Source organism: uncultured Arthrobacter sp., assembly GCF_947495145.1.
Classification (GTDB): Bacteria; Actinomycetota; Actinomycetes; order Actinomycetales; family Micrococcaceae; genus Arthrobacter_D.
The window spans coordinates 121,905-137,974 of sequence record NZ_CANLXP010000008.1; the positions used below are offsets into that span (position 1 = coordinate 121,905).

Annotated in this window: 13 protein-coding genes; 5 read left to right on the top strand and 8 right to left on the bottom strand. The window is 65.4% G+C overall.

The features are described from left to right. Positions 1-199: 199 nt before the first annotated feature. The 4 genes from Q0877_RS08165 to Q0877_RS08180 all read right to left on the bottom strand — a co-directional run bounded on the left by Q0877_RS08165 (position 200) and on the right by Q0877_RS08180 (position 2,668). The gene (locus tag Q0877_RS08165; RefSeq protein ID WP_299166898.1) at positions 200-1,000 is read right to left on the bottom strand and encodes a DNA-formamidopyrimidine glycosylase family protein; all 801 of its coding nucleotides are present in this window, start codon (positions 998-1,000) and stop codon (positions 200-202) included. Further along, complete coding sequence (locus tag Q0877_RS08170) at positions 993-1,169, bottom strand: hypothetical protein (RefSeq protein ID WP_299166900.1); 177 nt, start codon at positions 1,167-1,169, stop codon at positions 993-995. The genes Q0877_RS08165 and Q0877_RS08170 overlap by 8 nt, the downstream gene beginning before the upstream one ends. Before the next feature lie 44 nt (positions 1,170-1,213). Beyond that, positions 1,214-1,945, bottom strand: coding sequence for a GAF and ANTAR domain-containing protein (locus tag Q0877_RS08175; protein WP_299166902.1), 732 nt, complete (start codon positions 1,943-1,945; stop codon positions 1,214-1,216). An 87-nt stretch (positions 1,946-2,032) separates the two neighbouring features. Then, positions 2,033-2,668 (bottom strand): NAD(P)-dependent oxidoreductase, encoded by a 636-nt coding sequence (locus Q0877_RS08180; protein ID WP_299166903.1) that lies wholly within the window; start codon positions 2,666-2,668, stop codon positions 2,033-2,035. 299 nt (positions 2,669-2,967) lie between these two features. Between Q0877_RS08180 and Q0877_RS08185 the strand changes: the two genes are divergently transcribed. From Q0877_RS08185 to Q0877_RS08200, 4 genes are read left to right on the top strand one after another with little or no spacing between them, the layout of a single operon-like run. After that, entirely contained in the window at positions 2,968-4,596 is a 1,629-nt protein-coding gene (locus Q0877_RS08185; protein ID WP_299166905.1) for a TIGR02677 family protein, read from the top strand. After that, complete coding sequence (locus Q0877_RS08190) at positions 4,593-5,891, top strand: TIGR02678 family protein (RefSeq protein ID WP_299166907.1); 1,299 nt, start codon at positions 4,593-4,595, stop codon at positions 5,889-5,891. The genes Q0877_RS08185 and Q0877_RS08190 overlap by 4 nt, the downstream gene beginning before the upstream one ends. After that, positions 5,836-9,981, top strand: coding sequence for a TIGR02680 family protein (locus tag Q0877_RS08195; protein ID WP_299166908.1), 4,146 nt, complete (start codon positions 5,836-5,838; stop codon positions 9,979-9,981). Before Q0877_RS08190 ends, Q0877_RS08195 begins: the two co-directional genes overlap by 56 nt. Then, entirely contained in the window at positions 9,978-11,363 is a 1,386-nt protein-coding gene (locus tag Q0877_RS08200; RefSeq protein WP_299166909.1) for a TIGR02679 family protein, read from the top strand. The genes Q0877_RS08195 and Q0877_RS08200 overlap by 4 nt, the downstream gene beginning before the upstream one ends. A gap of 142 nt (positions 11,364-11,505) precedes the next feature. Here the strand turns inward: Q0877_RS08200 and Q0877_RS08205 are convergent, their stop codons facing one another. From Q0877_RS08205 to Q0877_RS08215, 3 genes are read right to left on the bottom strand one after another with little or no spacing between them, the layout of a single operon-like run. Continuing rightward, complete coding sequence (locus tag Q0877_RS08205) at positions 11,506-12,159, bottom strand: DUF3618 domain-containing protein (protein WP_299166910.1); 654 nt, start codon at positions 12,157-12,159, stop codon at positions 11,506-11,508. Next, positions 12,156-12,611, bottom strand: a complete 456-nt coding sequence (locus tag Q0877_RS08210; RefSeq protein WP_299166911.1) for a phage holin family protein — start codon at positions 12,609-12,611, stop codon at positions 12,156-12,158. The genes Q0877_RS08205 and Q0877_RS08210 overlap by 4 nt, the downstream gene beginning before the upstream one ends. Next, positions 12,611-13,375 carry a hypothetical protein gene (locus Q0877_RS08215; RefSeq protein WP_299166912.1) on the bottom strand — a complete coding sequence of 255 codons (765 nt, stop codon included), beginning with the start codon at positions 13,373-13,375 and terminating at the stop codon, positions 12,611-12,613. The genes Q0877_RS08210 and Q0877_RS08215 overlap by 1 nt, the downstream gene beginning before the upstream one ends. A 200-nt stretch (positions 13,376-13,575) precedes the next feature. On the opposite strand from Q0877_RS08215, the gene Q0877_RS08220 reads away from it, so the two are divergent. Then, positions 13,576-13,824: a CDGSH iron-sulfur domain-containing protein gene (locus Q0877_RS08220; protein ID WP_299166913.1), complete on the top strand. Its 249-nt coding sequence runs from the start codon at positions 13,576-13,578 to the stop codon at positions 13,822-13,824. Positions 13,825-13,921: 97 nt separating this feature from the next. On the opposite strand, the gene Q0877_RS08225 is transcribed toward Q0877_RS08220, so the two are convergent. Next, the gene (locus tag Q0877_RS08225; RefSeq protein WP_299166914.1) at positions 13,922-15,811 is read right to left on the bottom strand and encodes an S-layer homology domain-containing protein; all 1,890 of its coding nucleotides are present in this window, start codon (positions 15,809-15,811) and stop codon (positions 13,922-13,924) included. Between the last annotated feature and the right edge of the window lie 259 nt (positions 15,812-16,070).

Genomic DNA, 16,070 nt, shown 5'->3' on the forward strand with positions numbered 1-16,070 from the left:
TCGAATCAGATTGATTGTGGCAGAGTCGCGAGTTGGGGCCCGTTGCAAAGACCCGGCCCCGCCGCCTCACTCTTCTTTCCCGCTCCAAGGAAACAGCAAGCCCAGCCTCGCATCCTTGAGGCAGGAGCAGCCGTGTGTACGAGCACGAAAGCTCCTTTGCCGGGCGGGGCCGCCCACCCCAGGAGCCGCCCCGCCCCGCTCAACCTTTCAGCGGCTGGCATCGGGGGCACCACCAGGTCCGGCGGCGTCCCGGATCGCCGGGCACTTCGGCACGCACAAGGATGGTTGTGCCACAGCGCAAGCAGGGTCTGTTTGCCCGTCCGGCCACCCAGTGCTGCTCTCCCTTGCGGGTGTTGCCGGTGGTGACCTGGTGGGCCCCAGGCTGTGTGGCGGAGAAGCGCAGGCAGCGCGCCCCGAGGGCAACCAGGGCCGGCACATCGATGGCACCGATCGCCGTATCCGGGTGAACGCCGCGCAGGAAGCAGAGTTCGCTAGCCCACAGGTTGCCGAAGCCAGCCACGTTGCGCTGGTCGAGCAGGGCCGCCGCCACGCGCTGCCCAGGATCATCGGAGAGGCGCCGGGCGGCCTCCTTGGCCGACCAATCATCCCGTAGCGGGTCGGGCCCGAGGTGACCGATGACGTCGCCCTCCGCCCGCGTGAAAAGCAAGTCGACCACTGGCAGGTTCAACCCGTACGCGGTCGGCCCATCGTCGGTCTCAAGGATGACGCGCACCTCGGGAAGAAGTCTCCGTGGAAGCCGCTTGCCAAGAGCTGTGATCGTCCACGAGCCCTGCATCTTCAGATGCGTGTGCAGGGTTAGGCCGGAATCGAGCCGGGTCAAGAGGTGCTTGCCGTGAGTGTCGTGCTCGATCACCCGCACACCGTCCAGGGCGTCTGTGGCATGTGCGGGAACTCGGAGATCGCCGCGCTTGAGTGCACGGCCGTCGAGAGCTTTCCGCAGCCGTGCCGCGAGCCGGAAGACACTGTCGCCTTCAGGCATGCCGCCCGCTCATTTCTTCGCGTCCTCCGCGGGTTCGATCAGGTGTGGCCGGGATGTCCGTCATCTGCGCCACATTCCAGGACCGACGCAGCTCGGTCCGGGCCTTTCGGATCTCAAAGGAGCTGACCAGATCGGTCTTGTTTCCTGCCAATACGGAGCGTCCGCACATGCGATCGATTGTGCCTCATCGGGCCCCAGGGTGTTCCCGGTGCATCAGGCGTCGAAGTAGGTGTTCGCTGATCCTCCGGAGACGTTTTGGACGATGCGTTCAGCGATCTCGCGTAGCTTCACGTTCTGCTGGCTGGAGGCACGATGCAGTATTTCAATTGCTTCTTCTTGGGTGCACCGGTTCTGCGCCATGATGATGCCGGCGGCCAAGTCGATGGTGGTCCGGGACCTCATGGCAGCTTCGAGGTCGTTCGCGCGGTCGGTTTGCGCGGCCACCCGAACGGCCAGCTGCAGCGCCTTCGCGGCCTGCGCGGCGTACGCTTCCGCTGTCTCCACAACGTCGGGCGTGAATGTGTTCGGCTCCTGCGCGTAGAAGTTCAGGGCTGCACCTCCTCTGGCGCCGATGAACAATGGCACTCCCAGCATGGAATAGAAGCCCTCGTCTTTCACGGCACTGAAGTAGGCCGGCCAACGGTCGTCGGTGCGCACGTCGGTGATGACTGTGGTCTGCTGCGTGGCGATGGCGTTCAGGCAGGGACCCTCGTCGTAGCCGTACTGGATCTCATCCAGCTTGCGGGCGGCCTCGCTGCTGCTGGCTACCGTGGTGGGCCTCTTCTGGCGGACGAGCGTGACACCGCAATGCACCAGGACGTCCGCGCCGAGAATCTTGGAGGAAAAGATGGCGAGATCATGCAAAAACCTGTCGGTGTCGTCGCTGCTGATGAGCAGGTCCTGCAGGTGCTCTGCCATCGGCCTACCCACGTTCACTGAGTCCATCGGTCCACTATAAAACCGGTGCAATACAGATCCGCGTTTTCGCGTGCTGGCGCACCGTCCTGGTGTTTGATGCCTGCTCGTGTCTCGTCAGTGGCTGATGAATGGCATTTCGTGAACGTAGGTACGGTCATCAATCTGGGTGAGAATGAAATCGGCGAGGTCATCCCGGCTGACCTGCGTGCTCGCATTCACTCCGACCCAGCCCACACGGTAGGAACCGGTGCCCGGCGACTCGGTCAGGCGGGGGCCTCGTACTACCGTCCAGTCCAGTCCGCTCGCTTCGAGCACCTTCAGATGGCCTTCAGCATCGGCAAGCACCCGCCCGGACAGTACCTTCAACAGTAGCCGGATGACCCGATCCGGGAGTTTCGGCTCGTCCTTGCCTACCGCTTTAAGCCCTCCACCGGACAAGCTGATAATGCGCCGGACACCGTGGCGTTGCATCGCCTCCACAACGTTTCGGGTTCCGTCGGTCTGCAGTGTCGCCGGTGAACCTTTCACCTGCCCGAACAGGCTCAGTACCGCGTCTGATCCCTGCACGGTCGCTTCGACGCCACGTGTGTCGAGGACGTCGCCTTCAATTATGGTCAGCCGTTCGTTGTGCACGTCGATCTTGCTGGGATTCCTAGCAAGCGCCCGCACCGTATATCCAGCCTCGAGGGCTCGGTGTAGTACACGGCGGCCGGTCTTGCCGGTACCACCGAACAGCGCGATAGTCGTCATTACCGGTACTTTAGTCGGCAATGCGTGGTCGTCCTAGGGACAGAATTCGGGCAGCGATCCTGCAGCGGCCACAGGGACCCGACCATCGCTCCCGCCTTTGCGGCACTCGTGCGGGAACTACTTGCCAGCATTTAGCCAGTTGGGGGAGCAGCCGAACAAGCATCATCGTGAGTCTCTGAATCGTACTCAAGCTTCAGGAAGAGCCAGCCCTCGGAGCTTGGGTGCGCCTCGTCGGTGGATCGCCTCGGAACGATGGAGACATCGAAGATGGTCGGCGGCTCGTGAAAGAATTGGCTGCCGTGACGGACCTCCCATTTTCCACTGCGCCAGCAGGAGCCGATGGCGCGTCGGATAGCTACGGCCCCTTCGCCTACCTCAGCGCGCCCAACGCGCAGCTGTACCGGCGTGTGATGCGTGTGTTGATGTCCGAGAAGGAGCGGTTTACTGTTCACGTGCGCCCGGAACAAATATGGAAGGCACTCGGAAACGATGGCGGAGAACCAGTCGAGGAAAGTGCGGTCACCGAAGCGCTGGAGCGGCTGTCCCAGTCCACCTGGGCCAACGTGCTCGCCTTTCCCGACTCGACCAGGGTCACGGCGCTGGAGGACTTCTACCGACGCCGGATGCTCTATCAGCTGTCGCGGCAGGGCGAGGCCGCGGAGCGGGCATTGGCTCAGTACGACGCGGCGTTGGGCACCCGAGGCGCGCTCCAGTCGGTGGCCCTTGAGGACATCGCGGTGCTGCTCACCAACCTTCGGGACGTCGTTGCTAACCAGAGGGCGGACGAGGCGGTAGATGCGGCGCTGACCCACCAGACCCTGCGCAGTCTTCGCGAGCGTTTCGTCGAACTGGCGGAGAACGCCGTGGCGTTCATGGGCTCGATGCAGCGCACCATTGACCTCCACGACGCAGACGTGGAGGCATTCCTGGCGTACAAAGAGGAGCTTATCGCCTACCTGGAGCGGTTCATTCACGATCTACTCACCCGCGGCGCCTTGATCGTCGAGCTGCTGGGCAGCATCCCGGAGGAGGGGGTGCGGTTCCTCGCGGACACCGCCGCCGAACGTGAGGCTATCGATGCGGCACCGGCCGAAGTCGACACGGCACGTGCCGCGGCGCGGGAGACCTGGTTGCGGCAGTGGTCGGGGCTGAGCGACTGGTTCATCGGCACACCCATGCGGGAGAGCGAGGCCAAGCTGCTGCGGGCTCGTGCGCGGGCGTCCATCCCGGCACTGCTCGCGGTGGTGCGCGCCCTGCACGAGAAGTCCGGCGGGCGAACCGACCGGACCCAGGACTTCCTGACCCTGGCGAGGTGGTTCGCTACCCTTCCCACCGACGCGGACCGTCACCGGTTGTGGCGCTCGGCCTTCGCCCTGACCCCTGTGCGCCACCTCAGCGTCACGGCAGCGACCGAGGACGCCTGGGCTGCTGCGGAGCTGGGAAGCACAACGCCATGGGCGGACGCGCCGGCACTGGAGATCAGCCCCCAGCTGCGCCGGAGCGGATCGTACGAGCGCCGGGGAAAGGCCGTCCGGGTCACCGATCGAACCGAAGCAAAGCGGATGCTGGTTGAAAACGCCCGGCACGAGGCGGAGCAGACGGCGGCTGCGCGTCGCCGGATCCTCACCGACGGCCCCAGGCCCCTCTCTGCCTTCGGGGAATTGGACCCCGATGCCTTCCGGTTGTTCCTCGGGCTGCTCGGTGACGCACTGGCCGCGATGGGTCCCGAGACGAGCACGGCACAGGTCCATACCTCCGACGGTGAGCTCACGGTCACGCTCACCAGGATCGCGGGAGCGGGGTCCATGGTGATCAACACACCCGACGGGGAGCTGTCCGGACCCGATTATCTCGTCGACATCGCATCCGCGGTCGATGTCCCGGAGCCGCTCCCTGAACTCGATCAGCCGGCGGAGGCCTACGCATGAGCCGGGTCGTCCTCGCTCCGCACATTTCGGGGGCATTGGAAGTCCGGGAGGCGGAGGGGCGCGCCCGGGTCCTGCGGGCGCTGCTGACGCGCCCGGTCCTGCGGGCACAGGCCGACGGCGAGCTTTTCCGGCTGGCTCGGCGCCATGCCGACACCCTCCGGGTGTGGTTCGACCGGGAGGCGGGCTGGCGTCTGATCGTCGAGTCGCAGACCGTGCGGCTGCTGACCTCTTACGTCCCCCAAGGCACGACGGCGATCGCCGTCGCCGAGCGGCATCCGGCCCGCGGACGCAAAGGAGACCCGCCGTTCACCCGGCGCCGGTACGTCTTGCTCTGTCTGGCGCTGGCTGTGCTGGAGCGGTCCGATCCGCAGATCTCGCTTGGTCGGTTGGCGGAGGATGTCGTTCTAACCGCCCGTCAGCCGGGCCTAAACGGGGTGGCGTTCACCCTGAGCGGCCGCGAGGAGCGATCCGACCTCGTTGCGGCGATCCGCCTGCTGCTGGGCCACGGGGTGCTGGTGCGGGTAGCAGGCGACGAGGAGTCGTACGTCTCGGCGGGCGGGGATGCCCTGTACGACGTCGATCGTCGGGTTCTGGCCACCATGCTGTCCACCAGCCACGGACCCGGTCTGGTCGGTGCTGCATTGGGTCCGGCCCCGGCGATCCACCAGATCGAGGAAGCGCTGCACGAGCCGCCACCGGCTTATACCGATGAGGAGTCCATCAGGCGTCTGCGTCACGCGGTCTCGCGGCGCCTGCTGTGCGATCCCGTGGTCTACTACGACGAGCTTCCCGACGACGAGCGCAGCTACCTCATCGGCCAGCGTGTCCAGCTGACCCGGCGCCTGGCCGACGCCACTGGGCTGGTGCCCGAACTGCGGGCCGAAGGTGTTGCCCTCGTGGACCCGGACGATCAGCTCAGCGATGTGCGTATGCCTGAGCAGGGAACCGACGGCCATGCCACGCTGCTGCTCGCCGAGCAGCTGGCCGCAACCGGCGCCGCCGACGTGGCAACATTGCGTCAGCGGGTAGTAACGCTTGCCAGGGACCATGCTGCTTTCTGGCGCAGGACAGCCCAGGAGCCGGGCGCGGAGAACGCAATCGTCACGGACGCACTCAACCGTCTGGTCGGTCTCGGCCTGGTGCGGGTCGACGGCGAAGGTCCGGCTGCCGTCGTCCACCCGTTGCCGGCGCTGCGACGGTTCGCCGTGGCCGCCCCTACCATCAGAACAGGAGAGCCCGATGAGCAGCCTCAACGAAGTCGAGGAGCACCCCTGCGCGCACGGTGCCGAGGCTGAGCAGAAGGAGGAGTTCGACGGCGCGCTGCCGCGTCCCACCAATGAGCGCTGGCAACCCCTGCGGCTCGGCCTGGTTGACCTGTTCTATTACGACGACGAACAGTTCTGGTTCCACGACGGGCGGCTGCTCCTGCGGGGCAACAACGGGACGGGGAAATCGAAGGTACTGGCGCTGACGTTGCCCTTCCTGTTGGACGGCTCGATTGCGCCGCGGCGCGTGGAACCGGACGCAGACCCAAAGAAGCGCATGGAGTGGAACCTGCTGTTGGGTGGCGCCCATCAGAACGCGGAGCGGACCGGCTACTCGTGGGTCGAATTCGGGCGCGTGGACGCCGACGGCACTGAGTACTTCACTACGCTGGGTATTGGCCTCAAAGCTGCGGCAGGCCGCGGCATCGTCAAGACCTGGTACTTCACTAGCACGCGGCGTATCGGAGACCTCCGTCTGCTGGATGGCAACCGTGCGGTGTTAAGCCAGGAGCGACTGCGGGACGAGCTGACGTCTACCGCGTCCGGTCACGTCCACTCCACACGGGAGGCTTACCGGCGGGCGGTGGATGAGGCGATGTTCAGGCTGGGGGAGGAGCGGTACGCCGCCCTGATCGACCTGCTGATCCAGTTGCGCCAGCCGCAGCTGTCCAAGAAGCCGGATGAGAAGGCCCTCTCGACGGCGCTGACCGAAGCCCTCGCACCGCTGGACCAGGCCGTCGTTGCCGATGTCGCCGAATCCTTCCGGTCGCTGGAGGACGAACGCGCCGGGATCTCAGAGGCCAAGGAGACGCTCGGCGCGGCGCAGGGTTTCCTACGGCACTACCGAATCTACGCTCAGGTTTCGTCCCGGCGACACACCACGGCGGTGCGGCTGGCCAACTCGGCGTACGAGCAGACCGGTCGTGACCTGCGCGAGGCGGAGGAAGGGCTGGCTGCCGCCGGGAACGAGGTCGAGCGGCTCGCCGGACTTCAGGAAAAGACCGAGGAACTGCAGAGTACGCTGCAGGGGCAGGAGGAGGCGCTGCGGACCAGTCCGGAAATGCGCGACGCCGACCGCCTCGATACCGCGTCCCGTGAAGCAACGGACAGGGAGCGCCGGGCCGCCGACGCCGGGAAAGAGGCGGAACGAGCTGCCACCACGGCCACAAAAGACACCGAGGCCGAGATCGTCGCGCTTCGCCGGTATGAGGAGGCGGCTGCCGAGGCCGGGCGGCATGAGTCCCGGGCGGCCGGACTGGCGGCAGCGGCAGGACTCCAGGCGGAGCACCCGAGACTCATGAGCGATGCCGACGCGGCGGGCCGGGCGCTGAGTCGTCGGCGGGAGCAGGTGAAGCATGTCCGTCGCCTGCTGGACGCGGCCGCGCGGGCGGAGGCAGCAGCCGAGCGTGAGCGACAGCTGCTCGACCGAGCTCAGACTGACGCCGCAGGCAGGGCGGAGGAGCTGGGTGCCGCGCACGAAACCGTCGAGACCTCCGTGGCCGCCTATCGCGACGGGATACGGGAGCACCTGGCGGCTCTGACAGCCGTCGTACTGGACCGCGGGGCAGATGAGCTGACCGAACTCGCCGAGGGCTGGGGCCATAGCATGTCCGGCGAATCGCCCGTTCGGTCGGCGGTTGAGGCCGCGGCCTCAACCGCGCTCGACCGGCTTGCCGCCGAGCGCGCTGGGGCTGATCACGAGGCGATGCGGCTGGCCGAGGAGGTTAGAGAGATCGGCGATGAGATCGTCGATCTGGAGGCGGGCCGCGATCCAGTGCCACCGCCGGCGCCGGGTCGGGATCACAAGGGCCGGGAAGGCCGCAAGGGCGCGCCGCTGTGGTGGCTGATGGACTTCGCTGATTCGTTGCCGGACACCGAGCGGGCCGGGGTCGAGGCGGCCTTGCAATCAGCCGGACTGCTGGACGCCTGGATCTTCCCGGACGGCACCGTGGCGACCGACAACGACGTCGTACTCGGCGCCACGGGACCGGAGGTGGCCGACTCCCTGGCGGCGGTGCTGATCCCGGCCGGAGCAGATAGTCCGGTCGGTGCCGATGCGGTGCGGGCCGTCCTCGGCCGGATAGGGTGGGGCGAGGACTCGGGGGCCTCGGTCTGGCTGGACGGCAGTGGACGTTGGGGAGCCGGGCCGGTTCGAGGCTCCTGGTCCAAGCAGCGTGCCGAGTTTCTCGGCGCCAGTGCGCGCGAGGCCCACCGCCGAGAGATGATTGCGCGGCTTCACGCACGGGCGGAGGAGCTCGATGGCGAACTCGGGACGGCACAGGCACGGATCGCGGCCGCTGATGCTCGGGCCCAGCGAGTGCGTGAGGAGCGTACCGGCTACCCGACCCTGCTTGAGCGGGACCTTAACACCGCGCACGATCGCGTCGCCACGGCGCAGCAGGAGCTGGAGCGCGCAGAGCGCAAAGCCGCAGCGGCGCAGGAGAGCTGGGAGCGTGCTGCCGACGCGGCCAATGACGCTGTCCAGGAGCTCACCGATCAGAGTGCGGAGCTCGGGGTGGGCGCGGCGGCCGGCGAGACCGACGACGCCTTGGCCACCATTACATCCTACGAGGTGGCACTGGTGGAGACCCGGCGCGCAGCGCGCGCCGTAGACGATGCGGTGGACGCCCGCGATCAGGCGGCCGAGCGCGCCGCCGAGGCGATCGAGCTGCGGAAACGGCGCGAGTCCGAGCACCGGGAGCTACGAACGCAGGCGGCTGGTCTTCGGGCGAGGTACGAGGCGCTGTACGCCACAGTCGGTGCCTCGGTAGCCGAGCTTCAAACCCGACTGGGCGAGACTACAAATGCGCTGGGCCGAGTGGTGAAGGAGCTTAAGGAGATCGCGAAGCTCCAGCTCGCTGCGGCGGCGAGTCACGGGAGCATGGAGGAGAGCGTGCGTGACCTTCGGCGGCGACGCGGGGAGGACTCGGCGGCTCGCGAAGAGCGGATCGATGCCCTACGCGAGTTCGTCCGGACGGGACTGCTGCGGGTTGCACTTCCGGATCTCGCCGTTCCAGCCGAAAATGTGCCCGAGGAGTGGAACCTCACCACGGCGCTGAGCTTGTCTCGGAGCGCTGAGCAGCAGCTGAACGAGGTCGATGAGTCCCCCGAAGCCTGGGCACGCGCCCAGCAGCGGGTGTCCAGCGCATCAACGGAGCTGAGTGCCCAGATGAGCCGACACGGGCACACCGCATTCGTCGAGCAGCGCGGCGATGTGCTGGTGGTGAGAGTGCGTTACCTCCACGATGAGGTCGATATCGACCGGTTGGCGGACCGATTGTCCGAAGACGTCGCGGACCGCGAGCGGCTGCTCAATGCACGGGAGCGCGAGATCCTCGAGAACCACCTCGTCAGCGAGGTGGCCGGCCATCTACACGAGTTGCTGCACACCGCTGAGGAGCAGATCGACCGGATGAATCGCGAGCTGGCCCAACGCAAGACCTCTACGGGTATGCAGTTGCGTGTCAGGTGGCGTGAGCGCGGCGACGGGCCGGCCGGCCTTGCAGCGGCCAGGGCTCTGATGGTCCGTTCCGACGCCACCTGGACGCCGGATGACCGTTCCGCGATCGGCGACTTCCTGCAGGCGCAGATCGCGGACGTCCGTCAGAGCGACCCGACCGGTGGTTGGCAGGAGCACCTGGAGCAGGCCCTCGATTACCGGCAGTGGCACAGCTTTGTCGTCGAGCGGTGGCAGAACGGACAGTGGCGATCGGCGTCCGGTCCGGCATCGGGCGGGGAGAGGGCGCTGGCGGTGTCGATACCGCTCTTCGCCGCCGCTTCGGCGCACTACAACTCCGCTGGCCCGCACGCACCGCGTCTCATCCTGCTCGACGAGGCCTTCGCCGGCGTGGATGACGACTCTCGGGCGAAGTCGCTGGGGCTTCTGGCGACCTTCGACCTCGACGTCGTGATGACCAGCGAACGCGAATGGGGCTGCTATCCCCAGGTGCCCGGACTCGCGATCGCGCAACTGTCCCGGGTGGAGGGAGTCGACGCCGTCGGTGTCACCCGTTGGCGATGGGACGGCCGACGGAGGCAACGTGGTGCAGAGGTTGACGCAGGGGCACGGGCCGGCGGCGATTCCCCGGTCTCTTCGGATGATGCGACGTTGTTTGAATGATCGAGCGACAATCGTCAGGTCGGCTGGCGGACGGAGACAGGGAAGCGCTGAACCGGCTGTTGGGCGTTCCCGGAATGGCGTGGTTCGTCGCGAGGGTCCGAGGGCGGATTCTCGCCGCCGGGGACGAGCCCCTCAGCGGCGTCGTTCAGTTGAACGAGCCGACCGCCGAGCAGCGAGCCGGGGCCATGCGACTTGTGGGGCGGGCCAAGCGAGCCGGTTCGACGCTGCGGGTGGATCTCGCGGACGCCGAGGAAATCCTACGCCGCGGTCCGTGGCCCGCCGGCCTCGCCGACGCCGTCGAGACCCTGACCGGTCCGGTCGTGGATCGCAGGGCCGAACGGGCGCGGGAAGCTGCAGAGTGGGTCGCGGCTCGAGATGGCCTCGCCCCCGTGGCTGTCCGGTTCCCGGGGCTTATCGATTGGTGGAATGAGTGGTGCGCAGCCGGTGGACTCAAGCGAGCCGCACGGGCAGAGGCTGTCCGCAACTCCGGTACTCCATCGCCTGTGGTCGGCGCTGACCTGGTGAGCAAGTTGGCCGCCGTGCTGGAGATCCTGCCGGCGTCCGGGGAGCCAATTGCCCTCCTTTCCCGGCGGGCGGTGGGTGATGCTCATGGTTTGGACGCTTCCCGGCCGCTCGGCCGGCTCGCAGCCACCGTGGCCCGGGCAGCCTTCATGCCGGACGTGGCGATCGCCGATGGAGAGTTCGCGCCGCCCCGCGATGCCTGGGCTGCCGCGGGTGTGGTGCTTTCTAACCTGGCATCGACCGTCTTGTGCCTGGGAGTCCCTGGAATATCTCCGACGGGTGCCGGGACATGCGGTCAGTCACCGCGAGCTGCGACTGCGACCTCATTGGAGGCTATGCGGGCTGCCCGCATGCCCGTGCTCCTGACTCTCGAACAAGTGCGCTCCGGCGGGGTACGCGCCGCCCCGCGCGGCAGCGTCATCCACATCTGTGAGAATCCGACCGTCGTCGAAGTTGTAGCCGGGCGCTGGGCGCAAAGCACGGCAGGTGCGTCCGGTGTGGACAGTCCCGTGCTTGTGTGCACCTCGGGCCAACCGAGCACGGCGGTAGTTGAACTGTTGAAAAGACTTGCCGGGGACGGCGCGGAGTGTCGATACCACGGTGACTTCGACTGGGCGGGCCTGCGGATAGCACGATATCTGAGCGAACAAGTGGCATGGGTGCCGTGGCGCTTTTCGGCCGCCGACTATCGTGAGGCTGCTGAAAGCGGAATGCCCTCGCGACGCTTGTTGGGAAATTCAGCTGAATCTCCGTGGGATCCGGAGCTGGCAATCGCCATGACCGAATGTGGCCTCGCCGTGGAGGAGGAGGCAGTGACGAACCTGTTGGCACAGGACGTGTTGGTTGAAAAGGTCTCCTGACTATGGCCAGCGACCGGCGGATGCCGTCTCACCCCAGCAGCATCGGCTGATCAAACTGAACTTTTCGACGATCAAGAAAAAGAACAAAACACCGCTGGCGCTGCACGAACCTCGTGCAGCGCCAGCGGTGTTTGTGGAGCAGTTACGGTGTGTTTGAGCTGTCCTGCACATTGGACTTGGCGTCCTGTGCGCGGCCCTTGACGTCCGATGCTGCGCTGGTGCCTTCTTCCTTGACCGTGTTGGCCGAGTCAGTTGCGGTCTCCTTGACGGAGTCCATAGCCTCCTGCGCCGGCTCCTTCATGTCCTGAGCAACCTGCTTGGCGGCGTCGGTCGCTTCCGAGACGAGAGGCTGCGCTTTCTCCTTGACGGCCTGCGCTGCTTCCTTTTCCTTCTCGCTCGCCGGAATGAGCGACGATACGAGAAGGCCGGCGCCGAACGCGATCAACCCGGCGGCGAGGGGGTTGCCCTGCGTTTTCGAGGTGACGCGCTGCGGTGCGTCATGAAGGGCGTCGCCCGCCTGGTGCGCGGAGTCCTTCATCGACTGGGTAGCGCCGTGTGCGCCGCCCTTCGCGGAGTGGCCGGCGTCGTGCGCCGAACCCATCACGCTGTCCTTTGCCGAATGAGCTGATCCCATCACGCTGTCCTTCACGTCGCTGAGCTTGCTCTTGACCTTGTCCGTCTGCCGGTGGGCGATGTTTGACGGGCTCACCTTGTCGGCGACGGCGTCAACATCGGTGCCCAACTCGCGACGGGTGCGTTCAATGTCCGCGCGGATTTCATCAGGTGTCTGGTTCATGGCGTGTGCTCTCCTGGTTTCAACGTAGGCGGAATTTCCTTGGCTGTCTCAGCTGTCTGCGGCATGCCCTTGATCGACTTCATCTCCTTCTTGCCCTTCAGCGCGAGGACTGCGGCGATGATGCCCCAGATCACGGCAACGATCACCGATGCCCAACCGAGGCTTTCAATGAGATCCGCAAGACCCCACATCAGTGCAAGGGAGAGAAAGAGAAGTAGGAAGTGCCCGGCAACGGCTGCGCCGCCGAACATCCCCGCACCCTTGCCGGCGCGCGTTCCTGACTCACGCAGTTCCGCCTTGGCGAGTTCAAGCTCCTGGCGTATCAGTGTCGACAGGTCGCTGGTGACCTCGCTGAGCAGTTGCCCGAGGGACGCGCTGGAACCGGTGTCATTATCCGGGCCAGGCGGCGGCGGTTGCGCCGCATGCGATCCGTGGAGGTTTTGTTCAGTCATTAGCGGAAGTCCCTCCCTGATTCAGTGCCGGTTCCGCCAGGCCCACTGAGCGGAGTGGTGGGGGTGACGGTCGGCGTCGTTGTTGGAGGGGCCACCGGCGGGGTGTCGATGCCGGCGCCGTACGGAGGCACATCGGTTCCGTATTCATCCGGAACCGGCGGGTAGGTTGCTACGTGCTGTCCACCTGTGCCGGACCCTGCGGGGCTGCCTGTCGACGGCGAACCGCTCGTTTCCGAACCGCCCTGCAGTCCGCGGGCCAACCGACCGGCGAGGAGGCCGGCGCCGGCTGCGACCAGCAGAAAGGTGCCGGGGCGACGTCGGGCGAAGCCGGTGACCTCGTCGAGCAGCGATCCCGGATCCCGGCCCTCAAGCCACGAAGCTGCGCTACCGGTTCGGTCTGACACCTGCTGCACCAGTTGCTGTGCGGTGCCGCCCTCGGAATTGTTCGCCATCGAGCGAAGTTCGTCACTGAGGGAGCGCAACCCTTCGGTAACGCGCTGCTGCTGGGTGTTGGCCTGGCTCTTCAGGTTGGATCCGACCTCGCCGACCAGGTTCTTGGCCTGCGTGCCGGCCTCGTGGGCCACGTTCTTCGCTTCCGACCCTGCAGTATGTGCAACGCCCTTGGCTGCGTCCGCGCCCTGCCGCCCTACATCCTTGGCTTCATCCTTTGCAGCAGACTTAGTGGACTGTCCGGAGGACGAGGTGCTCGGCGCGCCCGGCGTTGAAGTAACCAGCGGGTCTTCTGACCAGTTCTGTGTGCTCATAATGACTCCTTTATTGATGTGGAGGACTTCTGGAAGGTAAGCCATCGCATCTACACAATAAGCATGCTTAGCATATGATCACAAGACCGCAACGAAAACTCTCGTTCAACTATCTCGCTCGCTGGGACCTGCGTAGACAGCCAGCTTAGTATCTCCGGGCGAGAGTCGGCTAGGGCCTCAAGCGCAACCAGGGAGACGCAATGACTTCATCATCGGCATCAGCACGGAACGACGACGTCAGTATCGTCGTCTGCCCGGATGGCCCCCTGCTGGTGAGGGGGGAAGTTCCAATCGTGACTCCAGCGGGGGAACCGGTACCCCGTCGTCGTAAGACTGTTGCGCTGTGCCGCTGTGGCGCCTCGATCATCAAGCCGTACTGCGACGGCACCCACAAACTCATTAACTTTCGCACTGAACCGGAGGAGCCGGACGCGCCGGAGGGCCAGTAGTAGGACAAACGGAAAAGCCGCCGGTACCGCTTGTTGAGCGGTACCGGCGGCCTTTCCAGTGGTACGTAGTTAGATCACTGCCCCAAGGGGAGCGGTGTCAGCAACCGCCATTGCGGTCGACATATGAGTCGATTCGCTTGACGAAGGCAGCCATCGCTTCTCGGGTGATCGGTTCAAGCGGACGGAACGTGCCATCCGGCCAACCGGTTGAGATATTCATCTGCTTCATCCAGGACATCTCAAGCGCAAAGGAATCTGCGCGGGTGACGTCGGTGAAGCTTCTGGTTGAAGGCATGCTGTAGGAGGCAGCCGAGCCGATGGCGCAGAACTGGCTCGCATAGCGGTGGAGGAATGCTGCCATCGCATCGCGGTTGATCGGCTGGTCAGGCCGGTATCTGCCATCTGTCCATCCGGTGGAAAGCCCGGAGGACTCCATCCAGGCAATCTGGGGGTAGAAGGGGTGCGAGGTCGGTACGTCCCTGAACGGGCTCTTCGCAGGTGGCTTGTAGCCCTTCACCCCGGCGAGGCGGTACAGGAATGCTGCCATCGCGTCACGATTCATCGCTGTGAAGGGGCGGTAGGTGCCGTCCGGCCAGCCGGTTGTCAGCTTGTTCGCCGCCAGCCATTCAATGTCTGCCCGGAAGCCCGAGCCGCGGAGATCGGTGAAGGGCAGTCCGGCATCAATGGTTACCGACGCTGCGGAGTTTGAAACCGAATTGATGGTCACAGTGGTACCTGAGTGTGTGCGGAAGACGCTTCCTGCCTGCCACGCGGTATTGGGGGCGTAGTAGCCGCCATAGGGTCGGGTGTTGGGCATCAGCGCTATCGAAGACGCCGGAGTAAGTCCGCCGCTCTGCACAACCTTCACACCGCGGTTGCCGCCTACAGCCAGGTTCTTGTCGAACCCAACTGGTGTGCGGAGTTCCAGGTAGTAGATTTCACGGCTACGGGGGTCAGTGAATTTCACCGCGCGCTTCGCTGCGGTTCCGGCCCACGGCCGTAATGTGTAGGTCTTCCGCCCGGTGGCCGTGCCGACATTCAAAATTTCGTCGCCGCGGCCAAAACCACCGTAGTCCCAGAAGCTTGAGCTGATGGCGGGGGTGTCGAACCAGCGGGATATGCCCATGAGGTCGGACGTGTCACCGTATTGGCGGATCGAGCAATCTGATCCGAAGTATGGCGTATCGGGTGCCCCGCTCGAGCACTGCAGCGAGTCAGCGTGCATGAGACCGAGCACGTGGCCAAACTCGTGGGTGACGACGTTCGTGCTGAAGTTGGTGATCTGCGGCATAAGAATGCGCCCGCTGGTTCCGTTGCTGCTCCAGCCGTATCCCAGGTAACCCTCTTTCAGGACGGAGGGAATGAAGACAACCAGGGCGGTGTACGGGCTGTAGGACCAGCGAAGCTCCGACGTCACCTTATTCATGATCTGGTCGTAGGAATCTGTGGTCCTGGCCGCTGACCTGTGATTGACGGACTCGGCGGCCACGGACATGGAGAGCCGGCCGTTGGACATGCTCTTCCAGTAGCTGCTCGACACTGCGATGGCGTTCCGAGCTGAAGAAAGAGGCACCGTAGCACTGCTGTCCGCCAGGTCGACAGTCACCAGACGGACCTTGATATCACCGCGGCGGGACAGAGTGCCGCCGGCGCCGAGCGGCGACATGGCGGCCCCGTCGGTCGTTGCGCCGTCGGAACGACCGAGGTCCAGCTCGTCGCCCTCGAACGTGTGATCGGGCTGCGTGGGGATGCCGTTCGGGAAAAGTTCGCTCAGATCAGCCGATGCAGTTTCTGTCTGACCGGTTTCAGCCGGTGCCACCTCGGCCGGTGCAACGACCTGGGGTTCCGGGCTCTGCGCCGGTTCCTGGGTTGCGACCGGAGACGGCTGAACGCTCTGCGCCGACGCCGGCTGAACTCCGACAGAGAGGCTGGCCGCCAGGAGCAGCACGCCGGTGAGCGCAGCTGTAGAACGCTGAAATGAAAGCATGAAAGTCCTTGGTGGTACGAGTGTGAGGTGGGGCCGGCGCCGCCGTGTCCCCCTACGGCGGCGCCGTGCTGTCTGAGACCGTCAGCCCTAAAGCCCCGCACCAATTATAGGTTTAGCTTTCTCCGGTAAATCGCGGGGAATTCACAAAGGATTGTCCAAGGAAGCTCAGTTTTTCCGCAGGATGACCGCAAGAAAAATAATCTGCGATGAATTGCAATCAATTTGTAATTGCCCGCTGCAATTACTCCACCAAGAATCG